This window comes from Moraxella cuniculi DSM 21768 (assembly GCF_900156515.1).
GTDB classification, from domain to species: domain Bacteria; phylum Pseudomonadota; class Gammaproteobacteria; order Pseudomonadales; family Moraxellaceae; genus Moraxella; species Moraxella cuniculi.
On record NZ_FTNU01000011.1, the window covers coordinates 1 to 24,407 of the forward strand.

A 24,407-nucleotide genomic window follows, 5' to 3' on the forward strand; every position below is an offset into this window, starting at 1 on the left:
ATCCCTTTTAAGCCCCCTTCATCGAGTGATGGAGGGGGTTTGTTGTTACAGGGGGTTACAGAGGGTTACGAAGGAACGACGAGATGGGTGGTGAAGGATACAATTATAGTATGTATAATAATTCATCAGTTTAATAAACTGTGTTTGGATTAGAATTTAAGATTTTATCGGAGAGATTAATGAAAAATCTTACACTGACTGGCAGACGCCCATCTTGGCGTGGGATTTTTGCAGGCCTGTTGATGGGTCTTGTGGTATCAATGGCTATGCTTGCCTTGGCTTTGGTGCTTAGTTCATTTTTATCATTAGATTTGCGTGGTGCAGGCATTGCCGCAGGTATTTATGCAGCATTGACGGCATTGTTAAGTGCTTTTGTGGCGGGGTATTTTGCAGTCAAGTCATCAGCACCAGAGGCTTTGTTTGGTGATGGTACAGATATCGCACCCAAAGATGCAACGCTGACTGGGATTTTGACCGCAGCAGCAATTGTGGTAATCAGCTCGGTTTTTGCATTTAATGGCATCACAGGTGTGGTAAAGACCGCTGGTAATGCTGTTGGCGGTACAGCAAGCATGATTGGCAACGCTGCAGGAGCGGTGGCATCAACAACTGCAACTGTAGCAGGTGCAGGAGCGGTGGCAGTGAATGCCTCAAGTGAAGGAGGGATTGCCAACAAAGCACAAGAGCTGTACCAAAAAGCAACGGACAATATCAGCCGTGAAGATATTGAGGCTTGGGTTGCAAAAAATAATGACAGCTTTGATCAAGCACAGGTGGCGGCAACTGTTAATGTTCTAGAAGGCATGGTGAACAAGACCAAAGCCGACCTTGCCAAAATGGATTTTGGTAGCATTGATACTTGGAAAAATATTGATGAATACGCCAAGCAGCGTGCGGCCGAAGTTGAAACTGTGCTAAAAGGCGATGAGTTGATTAACCGCTTGCAAAATGAAGGCTTAAGCGAGGCTCAGGCTGTACAAGTGCGTGAGGTGGCGATGACTTCTTATCAAGAGTATCGAGCAAGTACCGAACAAGCCATCGCTGATGCCAAGCTAAAAGCGGAACAAGCACTGCAAACCGCAGAAGAAACAGCACGCAAAGCCGCTTTGTATTCAGGTTTGTTTTGGTTGATTAGTACTTTATTGACCTTTGTTGCCAGTGTTTTGGGTGCACGATCTGCGGTCGCCAAATTAACCAATCGCAGAGTGTGATTGCTGGTTTATTGGCAATTTGCCAAGGCGTAAAAGGTAAGCAAATACTGCCCAAGTAGCCATTGGCATGAGAAAACCCTCATTCTTACAGAATGGGGGTTTTGTTTGCCAACATGATAACTTGGGCTGCGGGCTTTAAAAAATCTCAAGCTGGTTTGGTGTGCCAACAAAGTCCAATTCAATCTGTGGCTGTGCTTTTTGACGCAAATGCTCATGAATCTGCCTGCGGCGACGGGCAAGCAAAACAAGCACTCGATGTTTTTCGTCATCGCTCATGGTGTGCCAGCGTTGTCGCTCACTACGATTGCGAAGACAACCGATGCAGTAGCCTTTTTTGTTCATTTGGCAAATGCTGATACAGGGGTTGTCGATGGCAAAAAGTTCAACTTGTGGCATGGTTGGCGATTGATTGATGAAATGCTTACTATAAACGCAAATTGGCGATTTGGCAATAGTCCAAAAACTGACTGCATATAAAAATTTTAATATTTATCAAATTTTCTTACCAAATGACTTGTGCTGGTTAAAGAGAATGTTGCTTTTTGGCACTTTGCCGAAGGCTTTGATTTTATACTTATTTTGTTATAAACTGTTGGCTAGTTTGTTAATAAAAAAGGTGTGGTTTTGAAACTGATTTATCTGCACGGACTAGACAGTGATAGCAATGCTACTAAGGCTCAAATTACCCATCAATTTTGCCAAGAACACTACCCAGATATCACAGTGCTGCGACCTGACCTAAATCGCACGCCTGATGAGGTGGTGGCACTTTTGGTTGAGTTGATCGGCGATGGTAAGGATACTGTGCTGGTTGGTTCATCGCTTGGCGGTTATTTTGCCAATTTATTAAGCGACATGACCGCCGTGCCGTGCGTATTGCTCAATCCGAGTATCCGTCCAGATTTGAGTTTTCGGCGGTTTTTGGCAAATCATTTTGATGGGCAACCGCTGGCTGATGAGACGGTAATTTATCGTACCTCAGGCGGTTGGCAGATTAAATTTGCAGATTTGGCATGGTTTGAAAATCATCGCTTGATTGCAAAAAATCCAAATAAAATCAAAGTGTTGCTAAAAATGGCTGATGAGCTGTTGGACGCTACCGCCACGCAAGCCTTTTATCAGTCTTGTGGGGTGGCGGTATTGGCACAGGCAGGTGGCGACCATCGCATGAGTGATTATGACAAGCAGGTGGCAACGGTGCTAAATTGGGTTTTGGCGTTGGTAAATTTGCCAAGATAATTAGGTGCAGAGAATTTGAGTAGGTTTTGAGTAAGTGGCGTTATTTGCCATGCACTTTGTGCCAAAATTATAGCTGATGTTATGATTTATTTTTAAGAAAATATTAATAATTTGGGCGATTTTATGGGAATTTTTGTGATAATAATGGGTAAATTATCGCAAGATTATAATTTGATTTTTTTGAATAATTATTAACCAATATTTTTAAATTTTAAAATATAAATTTTGGCATTTGACAGCAGAGCCTTGATGGGCAAATGCACGAAATGCACCATCAGATAGGGCAGATTGATTTTGTGCAAGTGGTTGCTTGTTAAGATAAATAAAGAGTTAATTGGTGCTAGAATTGGCATAATAATTAAAACAAACTAAATAATTTTTGAAATATTATCACTAATAAATGCTGCATTATAACAAGCATGGCGTATCAATAATAAAAATTGGCGGCTACATGATGATTGATAAATCTACATAACCACAGCTGTTGAATTGATACAATTTACACAAGGTTGGCAGGGCTGGTGGTGGCAATCACGGCTTTGCCATTGCCCAACTTATCATCTTTGGTGTACAATGGCGGTAATTTTTTTGTAGATTGATTGCCATGAGTGCTTATACTTCCCAAAAATTAGAAGTCCTAGAGGGGCTTGAGCCTGTACGCCGCCGTCCCGGTATGTACACCGATACCACACGACCCAATCACCTTGCCCAAGAGGTCATTGATAACTCGGTTGATGAAGCCTTGGCGGGTTTTGCACGCCATATTACTGTGGTGCTGCATACTGATGGCTCGCTGTCCGTTGAGGACGATGGGCGAGGTATGCCGACCGACATTCACCCTGAATTTAACCAATCGGGTGTTGAGCTGATTTTGACACGATTACACGCTGGCGGCAAATTTAGCACGGATAATTATCAGGTTTCGGGTGGTTTGCACGGTGTGGGCATCAGCGTGGTGAATGCTTTATCAACCAAAGTGGCGGTTACGGTGTGGCGTGATGGGCTTGAACATCGTATGTTGTTTGAGCAAGGGCAAGCTGTTACGCCATTATTGGCTGATAAGGCGGCAAATAAAAAAAAGCGTGGCACAAAGGTGCAATTTTGGGTTGATGAACGATATTTTGACAATCCAAAGTTTGCCATCAAAGCACTCAAGCACAACCTCAAAGCCAAAGCGGTGCTCTGCACGGGATTGCAGATAGACTTTATCAGTCAGATTGATCCTGCCGACAGCGAAAGTTGGCAGTTTAGTGATGGTGTGGTGCAGTATCTGACCGAGCAGCTTGATGGGCTGCCTGCTTTGCCCGATGAGCCATTTTATTTTAGTGTTGAGCCTGCCAAAGGTGAAAGAGGCGGTGCAACTTTTGCCTTGTCGTGGCTTGCCGAAGGGGGTACGCCCGTTACCGAAAGTTATGTCAATCTTATCCCTACTGCCCAAGGTGGGACGCATGTCAATGGATTGCGAACAGGGGTGCTGGAGGCGTTGCGTGAGTTTTGTGATATTCATAATCTGTTGCCTCGCAATGTCAAGCTGTCAGGCGAAGATGTCTGGGACGGCGTGAACTATATTTTGTCGCTAAAATTTGTCGAGCCGCAGTTTAGTGGGCAGACCAAGGAGCGATTGTCCAGCCGTGAGGCAGCACCGCTGATGCAGACACTTGCCAAAGATGCGTTTAGCCTATGGCTCAATCAGCACCCAGACAGTGCCAAAGCCATTGCCGAGCTTGTGATTGGCAAGGCAACGAAACGACTGGCAACCGCCCAAAAAGTGGCACGCAAAAAAGTCGCCCAAGGGCCTGCCCTGCCCGGTAAATTGTGGGATTGTCGTGGTGGCTTAAAAGAAGGCTCCGAGCTGTTTTTGGTTGAGGGGCAGTCAGCAGGGGGCAGTGCCAAGCAGGCACGAGATAATGCGTTTCAGGCGATTTTGCCATTGCGTGGCAAGATTTTGAACACTTGGGAGGTGTCGTCCGATACAGTGCTGTCTAGCCAAGAGATTCATGATATTGCCATCGCCATCGGTGTCGACCCTGCCTCTGATGATTTGTCCGAGCTGCGGTATGATAAGATTTGTATCTTGGCAGATGCCGATAGCGATGGATTGCATATTGCGACTTTGATTTGTGCGTTATTTGTCAGACATTTCCCTGCGTTGATTGAGGCGGGGCATTTGTATGTTGCTGTGCCGCCTTTGTATCGCGTGGATGCAGGCAAAGAGGTGCATTATGCACTTGACAATGAAGAACTAGAGCAGGTGCTTGCCAAACTTGGCAACAAAAAACCGCAAATCACCCGCTTTAAGGGTTTGGGTGAAATGAACCCCAATCAGCTGCGTGAAACCACCATGAATCCTGATACGCGTAAGTTGGTGCGACTGGATTTGGACGACATACACAGCACGAACAGCATTATGGACAAACTGCTTGCCAAAAAGCGTTCGGCAGATCGCAAGCAGTGGCTTGAGACCAAAGGAGATTTGGCAGATCTTGCGGTATAAACACGCTTTGCCAGCTTGCTCCCACAAAGCCATGCCAGATCTGCAAACAAAAGCCGCCGAAAGGCAGCTTGTTGGTTACTTTTGCCAAAGTACTTCTTGTCCGCCATCTAGTCTGGCAACCACACGAGCCAGCACAAATAAGTAATCAGACAGGCGGTTTAGGTATTGTTTGCTGGCATGGCTAATGTTGCCATCTCGTTCAGATAGGCGTACAAGCAGCCGCTCGGCATCACGGCAGCTGGCACGCACCACATGGGTCTGAGCGGTGGCAACAGAGCCTGCAGGCAGAATGAAGTCTTGTAAATAGGGCAGAGGTTCGTTGTGTTGTTCTAGCCAGCGTTCAACGGTTGCAATATCATCTGTGGTGATGGCAACATAGCCGATTTCGGCATGATTTGGCAGGGCGATCTCACCACCGATATTAAACAGTTTGTGCTGAATAATGCCAATCTCATCACACACTGTTGGCAGTTTTTGAGCCAGATGAGCTTGCAGCAGACCGATTTGAGCATTTAATCCATCAACTGCCCCCATGGCATCAAACCGCAAATCCGACTTGGATAAGCGACTGCCATCAGCCATGCCTGTTGTGCCATCATCACCTGTGCGTGTGGTAATTTTTGAGAGTCGATTGCCCATCATTGATCCTTTGGTTGGGTGGATTGTTCATTAAGACAGATTGATTGTTGGCAAAAATTCTTGCCAATGTCTGCCAGCTTGGTTATTGTAACATGAATTGTTGCATGATTTGGAAAGGATGGCAAATTTACCACGCCAATAGGCAAAATCTGCTATAATCATTACATCGCATCATCAAGGAAATTTTATGCAAACTTTTAATCCAGCAGACCACATGGTCTTTTGTCGTAAATATAAACAAAATCTGCCAAAATTGCCAAATCCGCCATTTCCCAATGACAAAGGTCGGCAAATTCAAGAAACAGTATCAGCCAAAGCGTGGCAAGAATGGCTGGAGCTACAAACCATGCTGATTAACGAAAATCATCTAAGCATGATAGACCCTGCTGCCAAAGCCTTTTTGAATGAGCAGCGAGATAAATTCTTGGACAATGCTGATTACGAAAAACCGCAAGGCTATGTGCCAAAGGCATAATGGGCTTAGCGACCTGTCAATCGCCAGCGATTTTGTGCATAAATCAGGCGTATTTTGCCATCATCGGAGACATAGCCGCCTTTGTTGGCTTGTAGTATGAGAGGGCGTGCTAGGTTGTTGGCAAAAACTTCCGCCAGCTGTTTGTCCTCAGACAAAATAACATACACCGAAAGTGTGCCATCATCGTTGTCAGCAAAGTGAAAAGTCGCTGCATTAAAGGGCTGTACGCATTTTTGTTGCAGTGCCGAGTAGCGAAATCCTGCCGTGCTTAGGCAACCATTGGCATCTGTATTGGCAGTGATGGTGCTGATGGTAGGTGAGCTTTGGCAAGCACCAAGCAAAATGCCAATGCCAAGATAGATGGCTGTTTTTGGGTATTTCATGACAAATCTCCGCAGGTAAATAAGCGATGACAAATTACCAAGTGGCACAGTTTTGGTGAATTTGGTTTTGTTTGTGGTGATTTTAGATTATAATAAACTTTTTGCAACCAAATAGCGAGATGAGACGATGGCACGATTGCCAATTTTGACCTATCCTGATCCACGCTTGCGTACCATTGCCAAGCCTGTGGCAGACATTGATGAGAGTATCACAGCACTGGTTGCTGATATGTTTGAGACCATGTATGATGCACGAGGCATTGGGCTTGCAGCAACGCAGGTGGATCGTCATGTGCAGGTAATTGTTATGGATTTGTCAGCAGATGCCGATAATCCTGCACCACAGGTGTTTATCAATCCTACCGTTACGCCATTGACTGATGAGTTGGCTCCATATCAGGAGGGTTGTCTATCAATCCCTGAGGTGTATGACACCATCGAGCGTCCCAGCCGTGTCAGAATTGAGGCGATGGATGACAAAGGTCAAAAGATTGATGTTGAAGCTGATGGGCTATTGGCGGTATGTATCCAGCATGAGATGGATCATTTAAATGGTAAGCTGTTTGTGGATTATTTGTCCACGCTTAAGCAAGCTCGTGCGCGCGATAAAGTCAAAAAAGTCCTCAAGGCACGAGACAAAAAATAACCACCCAAAACCATTTGTTGATACAGATGGTTTTATTTTTGGGTTTGGCTGACTGCTGTATTTGGCAGCGTGTTTATTTTGCCAATTTTTCAGCAAACACCCAAGCTTGCTTGTTGTCTTGCCAAAAACAAAGCAGCTTGGTAACATTTTTATCATTGCCAAATGGGTGCTGTTTGATTATGATAGAGGGTTGATGACGGATAGAGATTGGCTATGCTTATTTCACTGACTTTACAAAATTTGGCATTGATTGACGAAAAAGAAATCAGCTTTGATGAGAAATTTAATGTCATCACAGGCGAGACAGGTGCGGGTAAATCATTGATTTTGGACGCATTATCGCTGTGTGCAGGTGAGCGTGCTGATAGTGGCATGGTGCGGCATGGCTGTGATGAGGCAAGTGTTTTTGGTGAGTTTGATGTCAGCGGCAATCAGAAAGTTGCGGCATGGTTTGCCGAACATGATCGCACGCTTGATGAGCCTGTTTTGCTCATTCGTCGCAAAATCAGCAGTCAGGGACGCTCAAAGTCATGGATAAATGGCGTGCCAGCGAGCATCAGCGAACTAAAAAGCCTTGGGGCGATTTTGGTTAATATCCACAGTCAGCACGCAGGGCTTGAGCTATTAAAACCTCAGTTTGTGGTTGAGTGGCTTGATGAGATTGGTGGCTTTGGTGAATTAAAACAACAAAGCAAACTGGCATTTGACAGCTATCAATCGCTAAAAAAGCAAGCAGAGCAGGCACGCAGTCAGTCGGCACAACGGGCTGACCGCATGGCGTTATTATCAGCAAAAATTGCAGATATTGAGCCGCTGTTGTCGGTGGATTTTGAGCAAATAGAAGCCGAGCATGATGAGCTTTGTAACCTTGAACAGCTGATGAGAGAGGCTTTGCAGGCGGCAACGCTGCTTGATAGCGATGACGATACGCCGTCTGTTGCATCTTTGTTGTCGCGTGCGATGCGGATTTGTGATAATCACAGCACGAACAAGACTTTTGGTGAATGCAGTCAGCTTTTGGCATTGGCACAAGAGCAAATCCAAGAGGCGACCGCCAAGCTGGTTAATTATGCCGATCAGCAACTGCCAGACGAGGCAAGGCTCAATGAGTTAGATACGCTGCTTGGTTTGGCACATCGCTTGTCTGGTAAGTACCATACGCCAATTGCTGAACTGATTGCTGATGCTGCCAGCTGGCAACAAGAGCTGGATATGCTCAATAATTTGCCTGATAACGACACGCTCGAGGCTCAAGTGCAGACGGCGTACCAAGCGTATCTGCAGGCAGCCGAAGCACTTGACGAGGCACGAATCGCCCACGCACCCGATGTCTGTGAGCGACTGGAGGCAAGGCTGTTGCCCTTGGCATTGCCCAATGCTCGCTGTGAATTCGCCTTTAATAAAAAACCAGAACAGCAGTATAATGCACAAGGCACTTATGAGATTGCGTTGTTGTTCAGTGCCAATGTTGGTATGCCGCTACAGCCTTTGCACAAGGTGGCATCAGGGGGAGAGCTGTCTCGTATCGCCCTAGTAATGCAGGTGATGGCATCGGGCGATGGCGGTGCAAGACCAACTTTGGTCTTTGATGAGGTTGATGTTGGCATCAGTGGTGGCACAGCCCAAGTGGTTGGTGAGTTATTGCGAACCTTGGGCAAGCACCAGCAACTGCTTGCCATCACGCATCAAGCACAAGTGGCAGCGGCAGCACATCGGCATATCTTGGTACATAAGGAGCATGGTGAGCAGACGGTCAGTGATATGCGTATTATCACAGGCGAAGAGCAGATTGATGAGCTGGCTCGTATGTCAGGCGGGGTGAATATTACCGATGCTACCAGAGCCCATGTAAAAAGCCTGCTGGCTGATATCCGTCATGCTGATGAGCTGACTGCCAATTTACCTGCCGAGCCATCAAAGCAAGGCAGGAAAGCCCCATGAACCAAGCATTATTAAAGTTAAACCATCATTTTTTGATACCGACACCGCAGTTGCAAGATGATCGCTTTGTGGATACGCTGGTCTATATTTGTCGGCATACCAAAGAGGGTGCGTGGGGATTTGTGGTCAATCAGCCACTGCCAAACAGCGTGGGTGCGTTACTTGCTGATTTGGATTTGCCTGTTAGTCAGCAGATGATGAATACGCCTGCCGTTGATGGTGGGCCTGTGCGAATTGAGGCAGGGTTTGTGTTGCACACAGGTCAGCCTGATTTTAAGTCTTCGTTTGTAATTGCTGAGAATGTCTGTCTGACTACCAGCAAGGACATTTTGCAACATTTGGCATTTGGCGAGTTGTCGCATTATTTGTTGTGTATGGGGCATTGCAGCTGGAGCAAGGGACAATTGGAAGCAGAAGTTTATGCAGGCGATTGGTATATTTGTCCTGCTGATTTGCCAACCTTATTTTTGACACCATTTGCTGACAGGTTGGCTGCTTGCTATGCCAAGATGGGCATTAAGCCTGAGCGATTGGCTGCCAATTTGGGATACGCATGATGACAACAGCAACTTTGATTCTTGCTTTGGATTATGGGGTAAAAAAAATGGGCATGGCACTGGGCAATAGCCTAACTTGCGATGCACGCCCCTTTGATATTTTGGCGATGAATAATGGGCAGCCTGACTGGGACAATTTGCTTGGTATCATCAAGCAGTGGGGCATTGGCGAGGTGCTGGTTGGCTTGCCGCTGAATATGGACGGCACAGAATCGATGCTCTCAAAGCGGGCACACAAATTCGCTCGTAGATTGGCTCATCAGCTTGCCGAGCGTCGTCAGGCGGTGGCGGTGTTTGTTTATGACGAACGGCTAAGCTCACAAGATGCCAAAGCCATCGCTCTGCAACAAGGCTGGATTGCTTCGCCTTATGAGCCAATTGATGATGTGGCAGCGTGTTTATTGATTGACAGTTATTATCGCCAGCCAGAATTTGCGGTATTTGTCAGCAGTTACAAGCCAAGCAACAAATAACCGCTTACACCTCAATGGCAGCCCTTTGACAAATTGGTCTTAAGGATTATTATGCAGCAAACACTGATTATTCAAACATTTACCAAGGCCATCAAGCAGGCAAATTTGGCGGTACGCTTGGTGCTTTTGGCGGTGATTTGCTTTTGTGTGCTTGGCACATTGGCAAGTCTGCCTGCATTGGCAAACAACACATGGGTGTATTATGCGTTTCATTATTTGCCCTACGGTTTGATTGCCTTGACGATGCCGATTAGCCTGTATCACAGTTTTTTGTTGTTGCGTTATCGGGTGATGCAGCCGTCAATTTTGTTTTTAATCCTTGCCATAGGTGTGGGTTTATTGATTGTGGCGTTGTTTCGTGGGCTTGTATTTGGTGCCGACAAGGTATTTTTTATGGCGGTATTTTTGGCGATGATTGCTTGGCTGGGTATGCCGTTTTTGTTTCGTGTAAATTTAAATAAATTTTTAAAATTCTTAACAAAAAATACCAATGATGACCAGCCATCATTGCCAGATGAGAAGTGATTGGACACATGGCAATCGGCAGACAATCCAAGCGTGGGATTGTGGCGACATTATGGGTAGATTCTATCAATTCATCAAAATACAGTTATTAGTATAAATAAAATCACAGTTAAGCAAACTTCATTGCCAACTTAGCAATGAGAAGCAAACTGGCGAGCTATTGGGTAAAATAATGACAACCATTCATCATACTTTGGACACCACAGGGCTAATCTGCCCAGAGCCTGTCATGCTCCTGCACAAAACCATGCGGCAAGCGGCAGCAGGCGAGTGTATCGAAATTCATGCCACCGACCCTGCCACCATGCGTGATATTCCAAATTTTTGCCGTCATTTGGGGCATCAATTGCTTGTCCAAGAGCAGTTAAGCGAGGGCAGTTATCGCTATCTTGTACAAAAAAAATCGGCATGAAAGCCCTATCCCCCAGAAAACCTGCCGCCATTATTTATGATGACGATCCTGATTATCTTAGCCAGTTTCGTGCGGCGATGCTTGCCAAAGGGCTATCGACAGCCACACGCAATGCCTATAGCCAAGATTTGCGATTGTGCATTCGCCTGTCTGATACCCCCGTTGCTTCTTGGGAGGCAGGTGAGCTGAAGGCACATTTATCAAAATTAAGGCAATTAAACCTATCTGAACGATCCATTGCACGCAGTTTGGCAAGTTTGCGGCAGTTTTTTTTGTGGCAAATCGAAACAGGCGTGCGTACGGACAATCCTTGTCAGGGCATCAAGCCACCAAAACTTGGCAAATCGTTACCAAAAACACTCTCAGAACAAGATGTAAACGCTCTGCTCAATGCTGCCGATACGACCACTGACAGAGGCTTAAGGGACAAAGCAATGCTTGAGGTGCTGTATGCTTGTGGGCTGCGAGTCAGTGAGCTGGTTGGCTTGTCGCTTGAGAATCTAAACCTAAACGCAGGGTGGTTGTCCGTTGTGGGCAAGGGTGGCAAGGCACGACTGGTGCCACTTGGTGAGTATGCTCAAGCGGCATTGGCGGCATATTTACAGGTGCGTGCTAATTTTTTGCTTGGCAAAAAAGACTGTCAGGCGGTATTTTTGACCGAGCAGGGCGGTTATATGACGCGGCATAATTTTTGGCACATTATCAAAAAATACGCTTTGTCAGCAGGGATTAGCACCGCCATCTCGCCACATACTTTGCGTCATGCGTTTGCCACGCATCTGGTGAATCATGGGGCGGATTTACGCAGTGTGCAGCTGCTATTGGGGCATAGTGATTTGTCCACCACGCAGATTTATACCCATGTTGCCAGCACTCGATTACAACAGCTACACGCTGCTCATCACCCACGAGGCTAAAAAATACAACTGTAAACTGTAAATTTATACTAATTCATGCTAAGATAAGCCAGTTTGTTGTTTTATGATAAAATTTCAACCATTCACCAAGTAGGATATGTAGCATGACACAGCCATCAAGCCAAGCCAAGCGTGCTTATTTTGAAAAAAGCGATGCCGAACGCGTTGTCATTACAGGCATGGGGGCTTTGACCCCTGTGGGTAACAACCTTGATGAAATTTGGGCAAATCTTAGCCAAGGGGTTAGTGGCATTAGTCGCTTGCAGGGCTTTGATGATAAGGCAGTGGCGATTGATGAATTTCGCTCGCAGATTGCAGGCTTGGTGAAGAATTTTGATGCCAAAGCCTTCCTAAACCCAAAAGAAGCACGCCGTTTTGATACTTTTGTGCATTATGCACAAGTGGCGGCAGCTCAGGCGTTGTACCATGCTGGGCTAACAACAGATATTGTTGGCGATGAACTGCCTGTCAATGTGCCAAGTGAGCGGTTCGGGGTGGTGATGGGCTCAGGCATTGGCGGAATTCAGACCATTGAAAGTAGCCGTGATACGCTCACCGAGCATGGGGCAAAAAAAGTCTCGCCATTTATCATTCCTGGGACAATTGTCAATATGCCAGCAGGGCTGATTGCCATGCGACATCAGCTCAAAGGGGCGAATTTGGCGACAGCAACAGCTTGTACCACCTCAACGCACGCCATCGGCTTGGGAGCGAGACTTATCGCTTATGGTGATTGTGATGCGGTGCTGGTTGGCGGCAGCGAAAAAGCCTCAACACCGCTTGGCATGGCAGGCTTTGGGGCGATGCACGCTTTATCCACACGCAACGATGAGCCAGTGCGTGCCAGCAGACCGTTTGACAAAGACAGAGACGGCTTTGTGCTGGGAGATGGTGCTGGGGCGTTGGTCTTGGAGAGTTTGGCACACGCCAAAGCACGCGGTGCTAATATCTTGGCTGAGTTGGTAGGGTTTGGCATGAGTGATGATGCCAACCACATCACCAGCCCAGCGGCAGGAGGTGAGGGGGCGATGCGTGCGATGGCGGCAGCACTGGCTGATGCAGGCGTGAGTGCAGCAGAAGTTGGGTATATTAATGCCCATGGCACCAGTACGCCACAGGGTGATATTGCCGAAAGTCAGGCGATTGAGCGACTGTTTGGCGGTGATATTTTGGTGAGCTCAACCAAATCTATGACGGGGCATTTACTTGGTGCCGCAGGGGCGGTTGAGGCGATTTTTACAGTGCTGGCACTACAGCACCAATTGCTGCCACCGACCATTAATTTGGACAATCCAGACGCAGCTTGTACACTTGATTATATTGCTCACACGGCACGCAAGGTGGAAGGTCTGCAATTTGCGTTGTCAAACAGCTTTGGCTTTGGCGGTACCAATGGTTCGTTGCTGCTTAGAAAATGGCAATAAGACACACCGCTTGACGATATGCTAGGCGTGTGGCTGGCTTATCCGCCAGCCTGCTTTATCAATATCAGCCTGTTGCTGGTTGATTGCTTAGGTGATAAGACCCGCCACTTTGGTGGGTTTTGTATTTATGTTGATTGATTTGGATAAATTATCATGACTGCCCATCAGGTGATTTCTCGGGTTTGTTTGCCAGTGCTGCTGGTCGGCTTGATATTGGCTGCCGTGAATATGAGAACGCCTTTGGTGATGCTTGGCTCGGTGGCACCAATGGTGGCGACAGAGCTTGGCTTGACAACAACGATGATAGGGCTACTTGGTGCTTTGCCCATGCCGTTATTTGCCTTTGGGGCATTGGTGTCGGCACGATTGGCAAGACGCTTTGGGCTGCATCGCATGATGATTGTGATGACACTGCTGCTTGCGATGGGGGTGGCGACTCGCAGCTGGTTTGGGGCGACGGTATTATTTATAGGCACGCTGATTTTATCTTTTGCCATTGGTATGCTAAATGCGTTGATTGCCCCGTTTATCAAACAACACGCAGCTGGTCATATCACCGTTGCCACAGGGGTGTTTAGCCTGAGTATGTCGGCAATGGCAGGCGTGGGTGCGTGGGCTGTTGTGCCATTGTCTGAATATTGGGGCTGGCGGGTTTCGATGAGTTTTTGGGCAGTATTTTCGCTGGCGGCGGCACTGATTTGGTGGCGATTTGCCGATAAGCCTACTGTGGCAGATGGAGCAGAATTTGGCACAGGATATTCTGTGTGGCAAAATCATCAAGCGTGGCATTTGGCAGCGTTTCTTGGATTGCAGTCTTTGTTATTTTATAGTATTGCCAGCTTTTTGCCAGCGATTGTGATGTCTTATGGGGTGACATTGCAGCAGGCGGTGCGTTTGGCACTGGTGTGTCAGCTGATGGCATTGCCTGCAATTATTGGTCTGACTTATCTGATGAGGCGAGGCGTGTCGGTGCGATTATTGGCGATTGTCGGCACCTCAATGAATGCACTGGCGGTGGCAGGCTTATTATTTATGCCTACACAGATGCTGATGTGGTCGGTGCTGATGGGCTTGGGCTGTGCGATGGTGTTTACGCTGTCGCTGATGATGTTTTCGCTAAAAACCACCACCGCCGAGATGGCACGAGATTTATCAAGCATGGCACAGGCGATAGGTTATAGCATTGCATTTTTTGGGCCATTTTTGCTTGGTTGGCTGTATCAGTGGCAGGGTGATTGGCAGTTGCCATTGGCGGTGCTGTTGCTATTAATGCTGGTAAATGTCGGTTTTGCTTGGACAATTTCACAGACCAAGATTGATGGATAGTTTGGGCTTATTTGTATTTTGCTCAATGATGTTTTATAATCGATACTAGGATAAATCTGCTTCATTTGCATTTGATATTTATTCTCAATAATATATTTTATCGTTATAAGGAGTGGTAATGAGTTGTGCTATCTTGATTAAATCTGCCTTGATTGCCTTGGGTTTGACGCTGCTGACAGGTTGTGCAACCACAAGTTTGATGAATGATTCAAAGCAAAACATCACAAAAGTAGAGCTTGTTGCTGATAAGGTTGTGGCGTTTGCTCGCCCTGCCAGCACGGCAAATTTGCCCAATGATTCGGTGGTGATTGTCGGTCAGACGAACAGCTATGTTCTGACCGAAGGTGGCACACAATTGGTTGCGTTGTTAAGCACACTAGAGCCAAAAAACATCACGGTGAACAATCAGCTTGCCTTTTATTCTGCCAATAATGATGGTCGGTTTGCAGGCACGATTGAGCTGTCTTATGCCCGCCTAAAACAAGATTTGCAGTACCAAGATTTGCAATTTTTGCTGCAAAATAAAGCCAGTGAATGCTCCAATGCCTCAGATACTCGTATGAACGCCCAGCGGTTTTGTTTTCAGATTGCTGTGCAAGGCGAAGTTTATCCGCAGGTGAGCAATTTTGACTTATTACGCAGCAAGTTTACACCGCTGACACGCCCTTATAGCGTCAGTATCTACACGCAAGCAAGCAGCAGGGCTGATGGCAAGGCAGGAGCGTTGGCTGCAGGTAAATTATTGCTTCTGCCACTGGCGGTTGCTTTTGATGTGGTTACTTTGCCTGTGCAGGCATTGGCGGCGTTGCAGTAAATTGGACATAGTAGAGAATTGGTATGAATTTGCAACCGTGGCATTGGGTAATAATTGGTTTGTTGTTAATAACCGTTGAGCTATTTTTGCCAAGTTTTGCTGCCTTGTGGTTTGGTGTGGCGGCATTGCTGACGGCATTGCTGGCATGGCTGTTGCCAGTGGGATTGATAATGCAGGTTGTGATTTGGCTTGTTTTGTCAATTATCGCTTGCGTATTGTGGTTTGCCCTGATACAGCCAAAAATCAAAACACGCACCAAAGCAGGCTTGGGCGGTGCGGTGATTATCGGTGAAAGTGGCATGATTGTCTCGGCAATTACCCCAGAGGGCTTGGGTGTGGTGCGATTTGCCGTGCCAAAAGTGGGTGCTGACCAATGGCGATGCCGCAGTGATGACGGTCAGCCAATCGCTGTTGGCGAGCGAGTGGTGGTAACAGCGGTCATGGGCAATGAGTTGGTGGTCGCCAAAAAATAACCCACAAGTCAAATTGTTTGGATAAATTTAAGTTATTTATAAGTAATTTTGGGAGAATGATGATGGAATTTGGCAGTGTATTGTTGGTATTGATTGCCTTGGTGGTATTTACCATTTATAAAGGGGTAAAAATGGTTTCCCAAGGCGAAAAATGGATCGTTCAGCGTCTGGGCAAATATCACCAGACGCTAGAGCCGGGACTGAATTTTATTATTCCTTATGTGGACAATGTCGCGTACAAAGTTACCACCAAAGACATTGTGCTGGATATTCCAAGCCAAGAGGTCATCACTCGGGATAATGTCGTCATCATTGCCAATGCGGTGGCGTATATCAATATTGTCCAGCCTGAACACGCTGTCTATGGCATCGAAAATTATGAACACGGCATTCGTAATTTGGTACAAACTTCCTTGCGTTCTATTATTGGCGAGATGGATTTGGACGCTGCCTTGTCTAGCCGTGATCAGATCAAGGCACAGCTCAAACACGCCATCAGCGATGATATTTCCGACTGGGGCATCACCCTAAAAACCGTTGAAATTCAAGACATTAAACCATCGGCAACCATGCAATTGGCAATGGAGGAGCAGGCAGCTGCCGAACGCCAACGCCGTGCGATGGTAACTCGTGCCGATGGTCAAAAGCAAGCAGCTATCTTGGAGGCTGATGGTAGGCTTGAGGCCTCACGCCGTGATGCCGAAGCTCAAGTGGTGCTGGCAAAAGGCTCTGAAGCGTCTATCCGTCTTATCTCACAGGCGATGGACGGCAAAGAAATGCCTGCGGTATATTTATTGGGCGAACAATATATCAAGGCGATGAATGACATGGCACAGTCGGATAATGCCAAGACGGTGGTGTTGCCTGCGGATATTTTGAACACCATCAAAGGCTTGGTGGGCGATAAACTAAAACCTTAACCAAGGCGGTATATTTATAAAACAACCCTTGATATACAAGGGTTGTTTTTGCCAAGCTTAGTGGTCGGCGGAAGCCGCTCCATGCTGCTGCAAAAATGACACCAGCTCGGCAGTTTTTTGGGCAAGCAGTGCCTTGTCGCCACGGCTTTCGATATTTAGCCGAATCAGTGGCTCGGTATTGCTCGAACGCAGATTAAACCGCCATTTGCCAAAATCCAAACTTAGTCCATCAAGCGTGTTTTTGCTGGGATTTTCATTGGCAAACAGTTGTTCAAGTTTTGTGATAATGCTTGTGGCATCATGGCCACCCAAGCGAAAATTTAGCTCGCCTGAGCTTGGGAATTTGGCAATATAGTCATCAACCAAAGTCGCCAATGATTTGCCAGTGCTGGACAATAGCTCACTGACCAGCAGCCAAACAATCATGCCACTGTCGCAATAAAAAAATTCCTTAAAATAATGATGTGCTGACATTTCGCCGCCATAGATGGCTTGTTCATCACGCATGACTTGCTTGATGAATGAGTGTCCTGATTTGGACAGGGCAGCCACGCCACCCAAGCGAGAGACGACATTTTCGGTATTATAAATCACGCGTGGGTCATAGACGATGGTTTGCTTGGGGTGTTTTTGCAAAAAAGCCTCTGCCAGCATACCGACCACATAACTGCCCTCAATGAAGCGACCATTGGCATCAAACAAAAAACAGCGATCAAAATCACCATCAAAAGCCACGCCAAAATCCGCCTGATGAGCCAGCACAGCATCGCGTGTGGTTGCCTGATTGGCAATAATCATCGGATTTGGAATGCCGTTTGGAAAACTGCCATCAGGCGTGTGGTGTATTTTGATAAGCTCAATCGGTGCATTGGCAGCAATCAGTTGCGATTCGAGTGCGTCCACCACAGGCCCTGCTGCTCCGTTACCGCTGTTGATGATGATTTTTTGGGGGCGAAGTTTGGTTGTGTCAATAAAACTCATCAGCTTGGCAATATAGGCATCTTTGCTGGCAAGTTGGGTGATTTTGCCTTTTGGGCGAGTGGTGAATTGCCCACTCTCTGCCAATGCCTGCACTTGGGCAAGCCCTGTATCTGCACTGATGGGGCGAGAGTGTTCACGCACCATTTTTAGCCCATTGTAGTTGATGGGGTTGTGGCTTGCGGTGATTTCGATGCCACCGATGGCTTGATAATGACTGGTGGCAAAATATACCTCTTCTGTGCCTGTCATGCCCAAATCAATCACATCAATGCCTGCATCGGTAATGCCGTCAATCACAGCGGCTTTTAGGGTTTCGCTAGAGGGGCGAATATCGGCACCGACCACGATGGTGGCAGTGTCTTGGCAGGTTTGTTCACCGAGAAATTGGGCAAATGCACGACCAATGCGATAAGCGATACGCTCATCAAGGCTTACGCCCAGCTCGCCACGCACATCATAGGCCTTAAAGCAGGTGATGGCTATTGGTTCAAAAGTTTTCATGAAAATTTCCTTGCTTGACGGTTATCTTGATATTGTAGCACAGCAAGGGACAATGTGGCGATGTTGCTGGATATTTCATAATCAGAATAACCATAGCTGATATTGGACTAATAATTGCCGAAATGGGTGTATAAAATGCCAATAAAATTTGTTATAGTAATCATGACTGCATGGGCAAATGGTGCTTCACCGATGGCGGTGCCAACCTTTGCCCAACCAATAACACAAGGAGTATCTATGAAAATCGCCAGTAATATCACCGAGCTTATCGGACGCACGCCTTTGGTTGAATTGTCTGCCTTAACCAAAGATTTACCCGCACGCGTGGTGGCAAAACTTGAGTACTTCAATCCAGCCAGTTCGGTAAAAGACCGCATTGCGTTGGCAATGATTGATGATGCCGAAAAATCAGGCTTGATTAACAAGGACACAACCATCGTAGAGGCGACATCTGGCAACACAGGCATTGGGCTTGCGATGGTTTGTGCAGCACGAGGTTATCGCTTGGTGATTACCATGCCAGAGAGCATGAGTCTTGAGCGTCGTGCATTGTTGCGTGCGTATGGGGCGACTTTGGTGCTGACACCAGCCGCCGAAGGCATGGGCGGTGCGATTGCCAAGGCAAATGAGTTGGCGGCACAAGAGGGGTATTTTATGCCACGCCAGTTTGACAACCTTGCCAATCCGCAAGTGCATCGTGATACCACCGCCATTGAAATTTGGGAAGATACCGATGGACAGGTGGATATTTTGGTATCAGGTGTTGGCACAGGTGGTACGGTAACAGGCGTTGGCGAAGTGCTAAAAAGCAAAAACAACGCCGTGCAAGTGGTGGCGGTTGAGCCAGCTGCCTCGCCTGTATTGTCTGGTGGCGAAAAAGGGCCGCATCCAATTCAGGGCATTGGTGCAGGCTTTGTGCCAGCGGTGCTAAATACCGATATTTATGACGAAGTGCTGACCGTTGCCAATGAAGATGCGTTTCGTGTTGCACGAGATATGGCCGCCAAAGAAGGTCTGCTGGTGGGCATTTCGTCAGGGGCGGCGGTATCGGCAGCATTGACACTGGCAGCACGCCCAGAAAATGCAGGCAAGCTGATTGTGGTGGTAATCCCATCATCAGGCGAGCGTTATCTGTCCACGGCATTGTTTGCAGATTTGGCACATTAATTAGTATAATTAACAAGCCCAGTTTCGGCTGGGCTTTGTGATTTGTAAGGTAAAATTTTGCCTTGATACGCTGATGGATCAGGCGGCGTATAATTATTGACAATATAAACTGGCAAGAAGTTGGCAAACGCTTGATGATGGGTTAAAATCCCAACCATCAATCGCTGGCACATGACAGCTGACTTATTGATAATCTTGTGTTTTTGGATAGTACGATGACACCAACCAGTGATTTTAATGATTTGCTTGCTTTGATGGAGCGTCTGCGTGCCGAATGCCCTTGGGACGCTAAGCAGACCAATGACAGCCTACAAAAGTACGCCATCGAGGAGGTTTTTGAGCTAATTGAGGCGATTCAGACGGACGATGGCTCAGCTTTTGCCACCGAAAACCTCAAAGGCGAGTTGGGCGATGTGCTGCTTCAGGTGATTTTTCATGCCAAATTGTATGACGAGGCGGCACGATTTGACATGGCACAGGTGATTTATGCGTTGCAGGATAAGTTGATTCGCCGCCACCCCCATGTGTTTGACAAAGAAAATCTGGCAGATGATGAAGCGGTGAAACGCCGCTGGGACGAGATAAAACGCCAAGAGAATGCACATTGGCAGGCTTTGGGCAAGCCTATTCGCCGTCTATCCAATGTGAAAGCTGGCACGGCATTGATGCAGGCACAGGCTCTACAAAGCCAAGCGGCAAGTGTGGGCTTTGATTGGACAAATTTACAAGGCGTTTTGGACAAACTTGGCGAGGAAATCACCGAATTGCAACAAGTGCTGCCTTGTGGAGAATTTAACTACCAAGCAGACAAACTAAGTGATGAGCAACGCCAACGCATCAGCGATGAGCTGGGCGATTGTTTGTTTGTGCTTAGCAATTTGGCACGGCATATGGGCGTAGATGCCGAGATGGCATTGCAGTCCGCTGCAGGCAAATTCCGCCGCCGCTTTGCTTTTGTTGAAGATCAGGTGGCGGCAGCTGGGCTTGAGATGACCAGCTGCGATTTACAAACCAAAGATGATTATTGGAATGCTGCCAAAAAATCAGGACTATAACAAAAACACCGCCTGCCATACTCTGCTGCCTAATGTGCTGCTACAGAGAGTCTGGCAGATATTGCTGATGGGCGTGCTGGCGTGTGGCACGATGACCACGGCTTTGGGCAATCAGTGCTATAGCGATGTCCACGCTGCCTATCAGGCACTTGGCAACCAAGCTGCCAAATCCACCAAAATCAATATCAATACGGCAACGGTGGCACAGCTTATCAGCTTAACTGGGGTTGGGCAAAGCACGGCACAGGCGATTGTGGATTATCGTGCTGAATATGGTAATTTTGCCAGCGTTGATGAGCTGATAAAGGTCAAAGGCATTGGGCAGGCGACCATCAACAAAAATCGCCATCGACTGACGGTGCTTGATTGATAATTGACCGATGTTGGTGGTATTGGGCTAAGTTTGGGTGGTGGCTTGGGCTTGTTGCGGTATTAAAATTGACAAAATTGCATAAATTTTGAACAAATTTTGGCAAAAGTCCGCTTTTTTGTTCGCTTTTTTATTGGATAAGCGGTAAAATAGAAAGTTTGGTAAAACAAGTATGGGAAAATCCCAGTTCATCAAGGAGTAGGCATGGGCAACTCGCCTAAGCAGCCAAAACAAAAAATAAATCGCACCATACATTCGGCACAGTCGCTACAGCTGCAAAAAGACAGTCTGCCACACAGCATTGTTGAGGTTGTCAGTACACTTCATAAAGCAGGTTTTGAGGCGTATATCGTTGGTGGTGGCGTGCGTGATAGTTTGCTTGGATTGGTACCAAAAGACTTTGATGCTGTAACTGATGCACGCCCACATGAGATTAAGGCAATTTTTGGCGGTCGCTGTCGCATTATTGGGCGACGGTTTCAGCTTGCCCATGTTTATTCTGGGCGTGAAATGATTGAGGTGGCGACTTTTCGAGCACCGCCCAAAGACGATACGCACACTACCGAAGAGGGTATGCTGATGCGTGATAATGTCTGGGGCAGCATTGAGCAGGATTTTGCTCGCCGTGATTTTAGTATCAATGCCTTGTATTATCAGCCAATCAAGGGTGAGGTGCTGGATTTTTGTGCAGCACTTGATGATATTGCCAATCGTAGACTAAGGCTACTTGGCGATGCAGCGGTGCGTATCGAAGAAGACCCTGTAAGGCTATTGCGTGCATTGCGGTTCAAGGCAAAACTTGGCTTTGATTTTGATAAATCTCTGGCAAGTCAGTTTCATGCTGATAACTGGGGGCGGCTTGAGCAAGTTTCTGCCCATCGCTTATATGACGAAACACAAAAAATGTTTGGCGGAGGCTATTTGGCACCGCTGTTGCCGCTGTTGTTTGAGCATGGTGCGATGACCAGTTTGATGAGATTTGCCCCTGATGCACCGACACCGCTGATGATGGCAATTGCCAAAAATACCGATCAGCGAGTGGCGGCAGGCAAAAGTGTCAATCCTGCATTTTTTTATGCGGCATTATTGTGGGAAAATTACCTGTATCAGCTGGCGAAGTTTAAAAAGCGTGGTTTGCAGTTTTTTGATGCTCAAAAAAAGGCTGCCGAACAGGTGTTTGATGCCCAGCGGAGCAAGACCGCCATTCCAAAGTTTGCCGAGCAGTTTATTGCGGAGATTTGGTTTTTGCAACCAAAATTGGTCAATCCGCGTGTGCGTGAGATTGCCAATATTGAGAGGCTGTCAAGATTTCGTGCGGCGTTTGATTTTTTGGTTATGCGTGAAAGCCATGACAATCACCCATTGTCCGAGCCGACTTTGGGCATGGCATCATGGTGGCAAGCATATCAAGATGCCAGCAGTGCCGATAAGCAAGCGATGATTGAGGCATTTGATCAAAAGGCATTGGCACCAAAACGCCGCCGCCGTGAACGAGGCAAGGACAGCATGAATGCCGAGCTTGCCCAGTTGCGTGAGCTGTCTTTGCGTAGTGAGGTGGTCAAGACACGCCCAGAGCCATTATTTGTGGTGGCAGGGGCGGATAAGTTACTACAGAATCATGAGCAGGCACCGCCCAAGCCAAAACGACCAATCGTCCCCGAGATGCCTGTGCCTGTTTTTGCCAAAGTTTGCTTTAGTGAGGCGGATTTTGAGAAATTGCTTGCCAATGATGAACCGTACATTCCTGCGGCACGCCATCGCAAACGCAAGCCATCATCTACTTTATCCATCAAAGAGCGTAATCTGGGCATCAGTGAGGCGGATTTGGCAGCACAAAAAGCCCAGCAATATGCCGATGATGGTGGCATAGGGCAGCATAATCACCAGCAGAAGCAAAGGTCAAGTCGCAGCAAAAAAACCGATGGAGCAAATAAAAACAAGCAGCGTACTCGCGGTCGCAAATCCAATGCCAAGCCTAAGGCAGATGTATGATGAAGCGTTGTTATTTGGGACTGGGTGCCAATCTTGGCAATGAGCTGGGTACGCCAATTGATCATCTGTGTCGTGCGGTGCAGACGGTTTGTCAGTCGCCAGCATTTGGCGAAGTGCGGGTATCGTCATTGTATCGCTCTGTGGCGTATGGCGTAACCGACCAGCCTGATTTTTATAATGCAGTATTGACCGCCAAGACAAGCCTAGATGCGTTTGAGCTGTTGGATTTTTGTCAAAGCATGGAGCAGGCGGCGGCTCGTGTGCGACTTCGGCACTGGGGCGAACGCAGCTTGGATGTTGATGTGCTGCTGTATGAAGATATGCAGATTGACAGTGAGCGATTGACCATACCTCATCGCGAGTTGGCTTTGCGTAATTTTGTTCTTGTGCCGCTGTACGAGCTGGATGCGGCGATAACCATAGCTGGCGTGCCGATAGCTGACAATCCGCTTAGTCGTGATATGACGGGGCTTGTGCGATTGGAGGCAGATTTTGCCAATTGGGCAAACCATGATTGAAAACCGCTTTGTCAGTCCGCATAATAAAACCGTTGCTTGGCTGATTGATTTTGACTGATTTATGCCACCAAGCAGCAAGCCTATTTTTAATATTAAGTGAATCTATGACCTATTTAGCCGATAAGCCAACAGCACCCATTACTTTAGCCACGCTAAACAAATACAAAGCAGCAGGCGAGAAGTTTTCTTGTTTGACTTGCTATGATGCCAGCTTTGCAGCGATGATGCAGGCAGCTGATATTGATACCATCTTGGTTGGTGATAGCTTGGGCATGGTGGTGCAAGGGCAGTCATCGACATTGCCTGTAACGGTGGCGGATATGGCATACCACACTGCCAATGTCGCTCGTGCCAATACTCATGCACTGATTATGACGGATTTGCCTTTTATGAGCTATGCCACTTTGGACGATGCCATTGCCAGCAGTCGTGCTGTCATGCAGGCAGGTGCTCAAATGGTAAAAATTGAAGGTGGTCGCAACCTTGTACCGATTATTAAGACGCTTGCTGATCATGGCGTGCCGACCTGTGTGCATTTGGGGCTGACACCGCAGTCGGTCAATGTACTGGGTGGTTATAAGGTGCAAGGCAGAACCGATGAAGCTGCCCAGAAGCTCCTTGACGACTGCCAAGCGGTGGTTGATGCAGGTGCAGCAGTGCTTCTATTGGAATGTGTGCCAGCTGATCTTGCCCGTACCATCACCGAACGATTTGCGGTGCCAGTGATTGGGATTGGTGCTGGCGTTGATACGGACGGTCAGGTGCTGGTCATGCACGATATGCTGGGTGTTTATACACGCAAACCAGCCAAGTTTGTTAAGGATTTCTTAACAGATGGCAATAACCATAGTCGCAGTATACAAGGGGCGTTTGAGCTATATCATCAATCGGTAAAAAACAAAAATTTCCCAACCGATGCTCACAGTTTTTGATTAAATAAAACAACTGATAATT

26 protein-coding genes are annotated in these 24,407 nt (G+C 47.2%); 22 read left to right on the top strand and 4 right to left on the bottom strand.

Annotated elements, in window-relative coordinates:
• Positions 1 to 179 precede the first annotated feature (179 nt).
• Positions 180 to 1,211 carry a hypothetical protein gene (locus BW928_RS07015; protein ID WP_076555533.1) on the top strand — a complete coding sequence of 344 codons (1,032 nt, stop codon included), beginning with the start codon at positions 180 to 182 and terminating at the stop codon, positions 1,209 to 1,211.
• A 135-nt stretch (positions 1,212 to 1,346) separates the two neighbouring features.
• On the opposite strand, the gene BW928_RS07020 is transcribed toward BW928_RS07015, so the two are convergent.
• Positions 1,347 to 1,607 carry a DUF1289 domain-containing protein gene (locus tag BW928_RS07020; RefSeq protein ID WP_076555534.1) on the bottom strand — a complete coding sequence of 87 codons (261 nt, stop codon included), beginning with the start codon at positions 1,605 to 1,607 and terminating at the stop codon, positions 1,347 to 1,349.
• A gap of 228 nt (positions 1,608 to 1,835) precedes the next feature.
• On the opposite strand from BW928_RS07020, the gene BW928_RS07025 reads away from it, so the two are divergent.
• Together BW928_RS07025 and parE are read left to right on the top strand one after the other, a co-directional pair.
• Positions 1,836 to 2,450: a YqiA/YcfP family alpha/beta fold hydrolase gene (locus BW928_RS07025; protein ID WP_076555535.1), complete on the top strand. Its 615-nt coding sequence runs from the start codon at positions 1,836 to 1,838 to the stop codon at positions 2,448 to 2,450.
• A 604-nt stretch (positions 2,451 to 3,054) separates the two neighbouring features.
• A complete protein-coding gene (gene parE, locus BW928_RS07030; RefSeq protein ID WP_076555536.1) occupies positions 3,055 to 4,944 on the top strand; it encodes a DNA topoisomerase IV subunit B in 1,890 nt (629 codons plus the stop codon).
• A 75-nt stretch (positions 4,945 to 5,019) separates the two neighbouring features.
• Here the strand turns inward: parE and BW928_RS07035 are convergent, their stop codons facing one another.
• Positions 5,020 to 5,583, bottom strand: a complete 564-nt coding sequence (locus BW928_RS07035; protein ID WP_076555537.1) for a cob(I)yrinic acid a,c-diamide adenosyltransferase — start codon at positions 5,581 to 5,583, stop codon at positions 5,020 to 5,022.
• Positions 5,584 to 5,770: 187 nt separating this feature from the next.
• Here BW928_RS07035 and BW928_RS07040 point away from each other — a divergent pair, with 187 nt between their 5' ends.
• Positions 5,771 to 6,058, top strand: coding sequence for an oxidative damage protection protein (locus BW928_RS07040; RefSeq protein WP_076555538.1), 288 nt, complete (start codon positions 5,771 to 5,773; stop codon positions 6,056 to 6,058).
• A gap of 5 nt (positions 6,059 to 6,063) precedes the next feature.
• Here the strand turns inward: BW928_RS07040 and BW928_RS07045 are convergent, their stop codons facing one another.
• A complete protein-coding gene (locus tag BW928_RS07045) occupies positions 6,064 to 6,441 on the bottom strand; it encodes a hypothetical protein (protein ID WP_076555539.1) in 378 nt (125 codons plus the stop codon).
• Positions 6,442 to 6,568: 127 nt separating this feature from the next.
• On the opposite strand from BW928_RS07045, the gene def reads away from it, so the two are divergent.
• The 12 genes from def (at position 6,569) to BW928_RS07105 (ending at position 16,869) form a co-directional block, all read left to right on the top strand.
• Positions 6,569 to 7,087 (top strand): peptide deformylase, encoded by a 519-nt coding sequence (gene def, locus BW928_RS07050; RefSeq protein WP_076555540.1) that lies wholly within the window; start codon positions 6,569 to 6,571, stop codon positions 7,085 to 7,087.
• Positions 7,088 to 7,300: 213 nt separating this feature from the next.
• Complete coding sequence (gene recN / locus BW928_RS07055) at positions 7,301 to 9,028, top strand: DNA repair protein RecN (protein ID WP_076555541.1); 1,728 nt, start codon at positions 7,301 to 7,303, stop codon at positions 9,026 to 9,028.
• A complete protein-coding gene (locus tag BW928_RS07060; protein WP_076555542.1) occupies positions 9,025 to 9,585 on the top strand; it encodes a YqgE/AlgH family protein in 561 nt (186 codons plus the stop codon). The genes recN and BW928_RS07060 overlap by 4 nt, the downstream gene beginning before the upstream one ends.
• A complete protein-coding gene (gene ruvX / locus BW928_RS07065) occupies positions 9,585 to 10,058 on the top strand; it encodes a Holliday junction resolvase RuvX (protein WP_076555592.1) in 474 nt (157 codons plus the stop codon). The genes BW928_RS07060 and ruvX overlap by 1 nt, the downstream gene beginning before the upstream one ends.
• Before the next feature lie 51 nt (positions 10,059 to 10,109).
• Positions 10,110 to 10,583 carry a hypothetical protein gene (locus BW928_RS07070; RefSeq protein WP_076555543.1) on the top strand — a complete coding sequence of 158 codons (474 nt, stop codon included), beginning with the start codon at positions 10,110 to 10,112 and terminating at the stop codon, positions 10,581 to 10,583.
• Positions 10,584 to 10,755: 172 nt separating this feature from the next.
• Positions 10,756 to 10,995 carry a sulfurtransferase TusA gene (gene tusA / locus BW928_RS07075; RefSeq protein WP_076555544.1) on the top strand — a complete coding sequence of 80 codons (240 nt, stop codon included), beginning with the start codon at positions 10,756 to 10,758 and terminating at the stop codon, positions 10,993 to 10,995.
• The gene (gene xerD / locus BW928_RS07080; protein ID WP_076555545.1) at positions 10,992 to 11,912 is read left to right on the top strand and encodes a site-specific tyrosine recombinase XerD; all 921 of its coding nucleotides are present in this window, start codon (positions 10,992 to 10,994) and stop codon (positions 11,910 to 11,912) included. The genes tusA and xerD overlap by 4 nt, the downstream gene beginning before the upstream one ends.
• Positions 11,913 to 12,016: 104 nt before the next feature.
• Positions 12,017 to 13,336, top strand: coding sequence for a beta-ketoacyl-ACP synthase II (gene fabF, locus BW928_RS07085; protein ID WP_076555546.1), 1,320 nt, complete (start codon positions 12,017 to 12,019; stop codon positions 13,334 to 13,336).
• 153 nt (positions 13,337 to 13,489) lie between these two features.
• Positions 13,490 to 14,662, top strand: coding sequence for an MFS transporter (locus BW928_RS07090; RefSeq protein ID WP_076555547.1), 1,173 nt, complete (start codon positions 13,490 to 13,492; stop codon positions 14,660 to 14,662).
• 118 nt (positions 14,663 to 14,780) lie between these two features.
• Positions 14,781 to 15,476, top strand: a complete 696-nt coding sequence (locus tag BW928_RS07095; protein WP_076555548.1) for a YidX family protein — start codon at positions 14,781 to 14,783, stop codon at positions 15,474 to 15,476.
• Between the two features lie 23 nt (positions 15,477 to 15,499).
• Entirely contained in the window at positions 15,500 to 15,949 is a 450-nt protein-coding gene (locus BW928_RS07100; protein WP_076555549.1) for an NfeD family protein, read from the top strand.
• A gap of 62 nt (positions 15,950 to 16,011) precedes the next feature.
• Positions 16,012 to 16,869 carry an SPFH domain-containing protein gene (locus BW928_RS07105; RefSeq protein ID WP_076555550.1) on the top strand — a complete coding sequence of 286 codons (858 nt, stop codon included), beginning with the start codon at positions 16,012 to 16,014 and terminating at the stop codon, positions 16,867 to 16,869.
• A 57-nt stretch (positions 16,870 to 16,926) separates the two neighbouring features.
• On the opposite strand, the gene BW928_RS07110 is transcribed toward BW928_RS07105, so the two are convergent.
• A complete protein-coding gene (locus BW928_RS07110; protein ID WP_076555551.1) occupies positions 16,927 to 18,351 on the bottom strand; it encodes a phosphohexomutase domain-containing protein in 1,425 nt (474 codons plus the stop codon).
• 237 nt (positions 18,352 to 18,588) lie between these two features.
• Between BW928_RS07110 and cysK the strand changes: the two genes are divergently transcribed.
• From cysK to panB, 6 genes are all read left to right on the top strand, one after another.
• Complete coding sequence (gene cysK, locus BW928_RS07115) at positions 18,589 to 19,518, top strand: cysteine synthase A (protein ID WP_076555552.1); 930 nt, start codon at positions 18,589 to 18,591, stop codon at positions 19,516 to 19,518.
• 215 nt (positions 19,519 to 19,733) lie between these two features.
• On the top strand, positions 19,734 to 20,573 hold the full coding sequence (gene mazG, locus BW928_RS07120; RefSeq protein ID WP_076555553.1) for a nucleoside triphosphate pyrophosphohydrolase: 840 nt from the start codon (positions 19,734 to 19,736) through the stop codon (positions 20,571 to 20,573).
• Positions 20,548 to 20,943, top strand: a complete 396-nt coding sequence (locus tag BW928_RS07125) for a ComEA family DNA-binding protein (protein WP_227516571.1) — start codon at positions 20,548 to 20,550, stop codon at positions 20,941 to 20,943. The genes mazG and BW928_RS07125 overlap by 26 nt, the downstream gene beginning before the upstream one ends.
• 204 nt (positions 20,944 to 21,147) lie before the next feature.
• Positions 21,148 to 22,935, top strand: coding sequence for a polynucleotide adenylyltransferase PcnB (gene pcnB / locus BW928_RS07130; protein ID WP_076555554.1), 1,788 nt, complete (start codon positions 21,148 to 21,150; stop codon positions 22,933 to 22,935).
• On the top strand, positions 22,935 to 23,453 hold the full coding sequence (gene folK, locus BW928_RS07135; RefSeq protein ID WP_078310365.1) for a 2-amino-4-hydroxy-6-hydroxymethyldihydropteridine diphosphokinase: 519 nt from the start codon (positions 22,935 to 22,937) through the stop codon (positions 23,451 to 23,453). The genes pcnB and folK overlap by 1 nt, the downstream gene beginning before the upstream one ends.
• Positions 23,454 to 23,557: 104 nt before the next feature.
• Positions 23,558 to 24,385 carry a 3-methyl-2-oxobutanoate hydroxymethyltransferase gene (panB, locus tag BW928_RS07140; protein WP_076555556.1) on the top strand — a complete coding sequence of 276 codons (828 nt, stop codon included), beginning with the start codon at positions 23,558 to 23,560 and terminating at the stop codon, positions 24,383 to 24,385.
• Positions 24,386 to 24,407: the final 22 nt, after the last annotated feature.

Bases quoted from the DNA above. Each gene is read 5' to 3' on its own strand.
- tusA (WP_076555544.1), top strand. From the start codon at position 10,756: ATGACAACCATTCATCATACTTTGGACACCACAGGGCTAATCTGCCCA.
- BW928_RS07015 (WP_076555533.1), top strand. From the start codon at position 180: ATGAAAAATCTTACACTGACTGGCAGACGCCCATCTTGGCGTGGGATT.
- panB (WP_076555556.1), top strand. From the start codon at position 23,558: ATGACCTATTTAGCCGATAAGCCAACAGCACCCATTACTTTAGCCACG.
- def (WP_076555540.1), top strand. From the start codon at position 6,569: ATGGCACGATTGCCAATTTTGACCTATCCTGATCCACGCTTGCGTACC.
- BW928_RS07100 (WP_076555549.1), top strand. From the start codon at position 15,500: ATGAATTTGCAACCGTGGCATTGGGTAATAATTGGTTTGTTGTTAATA.
- ruvX (WP_076555592.1), top strand. From the start codon at position 9,585: ATGACAACAGCAACTTTGATTCTTGCTTTGGATTATGGGGTAAAAAAA.
- BW928_RS07110 (WP_076555551.1), bottom strand. From the start codon at position 18,351: ATGAAAACTTTTGAACCAATAGCCATCACCTGCTTTAAGGCCTATGAT.
- BW928_RS07045 (WP_076555539.1), bottom strand. From the start codon at position 6,441: ATGAAATACCCAAAAACAGCCATCTATCTTGGCATTGGCATTTTGCTT.
- BW928_RS07060 (WP_076555542.1), top strand. From the start codon at position 9,025: ATGAACCAAGCATTATTAAAGTTAAACCATCATTTTTTGATACCGACA.
- folK (WP_078310365.1), top strand. From the start codon at position 22,935: ATGAAGCGTTGTTATTTGGGACTGGGTGCCAATCTTGGCAATGAGCTG.
- BW928_RS07020 (WP_076555534.1), bottom strand. From the start codon at position 1,607: ATGCCACAAGTTGAACTTTTTGCCATCGACAACCCCTGTATCAGCATT.
- BW928_RS07040 (WP_076555538.1), top strand. From the start codon at position 5,771: ATGCAAACTTTTAATCCAGCAGACCACATGGTCTTTTGTCGTAAATAT.
- cysK (WP_076555552.1), top strand. From the start codon at position 18,589: ATGAAAATCGCCAGTAATATCACCGAGCTTATCGGACGCACGCCTTTG.
- BW928_RS07095 (WP_076555548.1), top strand. From the start codon at position 14,781: ATGAGTTGTGCTATCTTGATTAAATCTGCCTTGATTGCCTTGGGTTTG.
- BW928_RS07070 (WP_076555543.1), top strand. From the start codon at position 10,110: ATGCAGCAAACACTGATTATTCAAACATTTACCAAGGCCATCAAGCAG.
- BW928_RS07090 (WP_076555547.1), top strand. From the start codon at position 13,490: ATGACTGCCCATCAGGTGATTTCTCGGGTTTGTTTGCCAGTGCTGCTG.
- fabF (WP_076555546.1), top strand. From the start codon at position 12,017: ATGACACAGCCATCAAGCCAAGCCAAGCGTGCTTATTTTGAAAAAAGC.
- xerD (WP_076555545.1), top strand. From the start codon at position 10,992: ATGAAAGCCCTATCCCCCAGAAAACCTGCCGCCATTATTTATGATGAC.
- recN (WP_076555541.1), top strand. From the start codon at position 7,301: ATGCTTATTTCACTGACTTTACAAAATTTGGCATTGATTGACGAAAAA.
- BW928_RS07035 (WP_076555537.1), bottom strand. From the start codon at position 5,583: ATGGGCAATCGACTCTCAAAAATTACCACACGCACAGGTGATGATGGC.
- mazG (WP_076555553.1), top strand. From the start codon at position 19,734: ATGACACCAACCAGTGATTTTAATGATTTGCTTGCTTTGATGGAGCGT.
- pcnB (WP_076555554.1), top strand. From the start codon at position 21,148: ATGGGCAACTCGCCTAAGCAGCCAAAACAAAAAATAAATCGCACCATA.
- BW928_RS07125 (WP_227516571.1), top strand. From the start codon at position 20,548: ATGCTGCCAAAAAATCAGGACTATAACAAAAACACCGCCTGCCATACT.
- BW928_RS07105 (WP_076555550.1), top strand. From the start codon at position 16,012: ATGGAATTTGGCAGTGTATTGTTGGTATTGATTGCCTTGGTGGTATTT.
- parE (WP_076555536.1), top strand. From the start codon at position 3,055: ATGAGTGCTTATACTTCCCAAAAATTAGAAGTCCTAGAGGGGCTTGAG.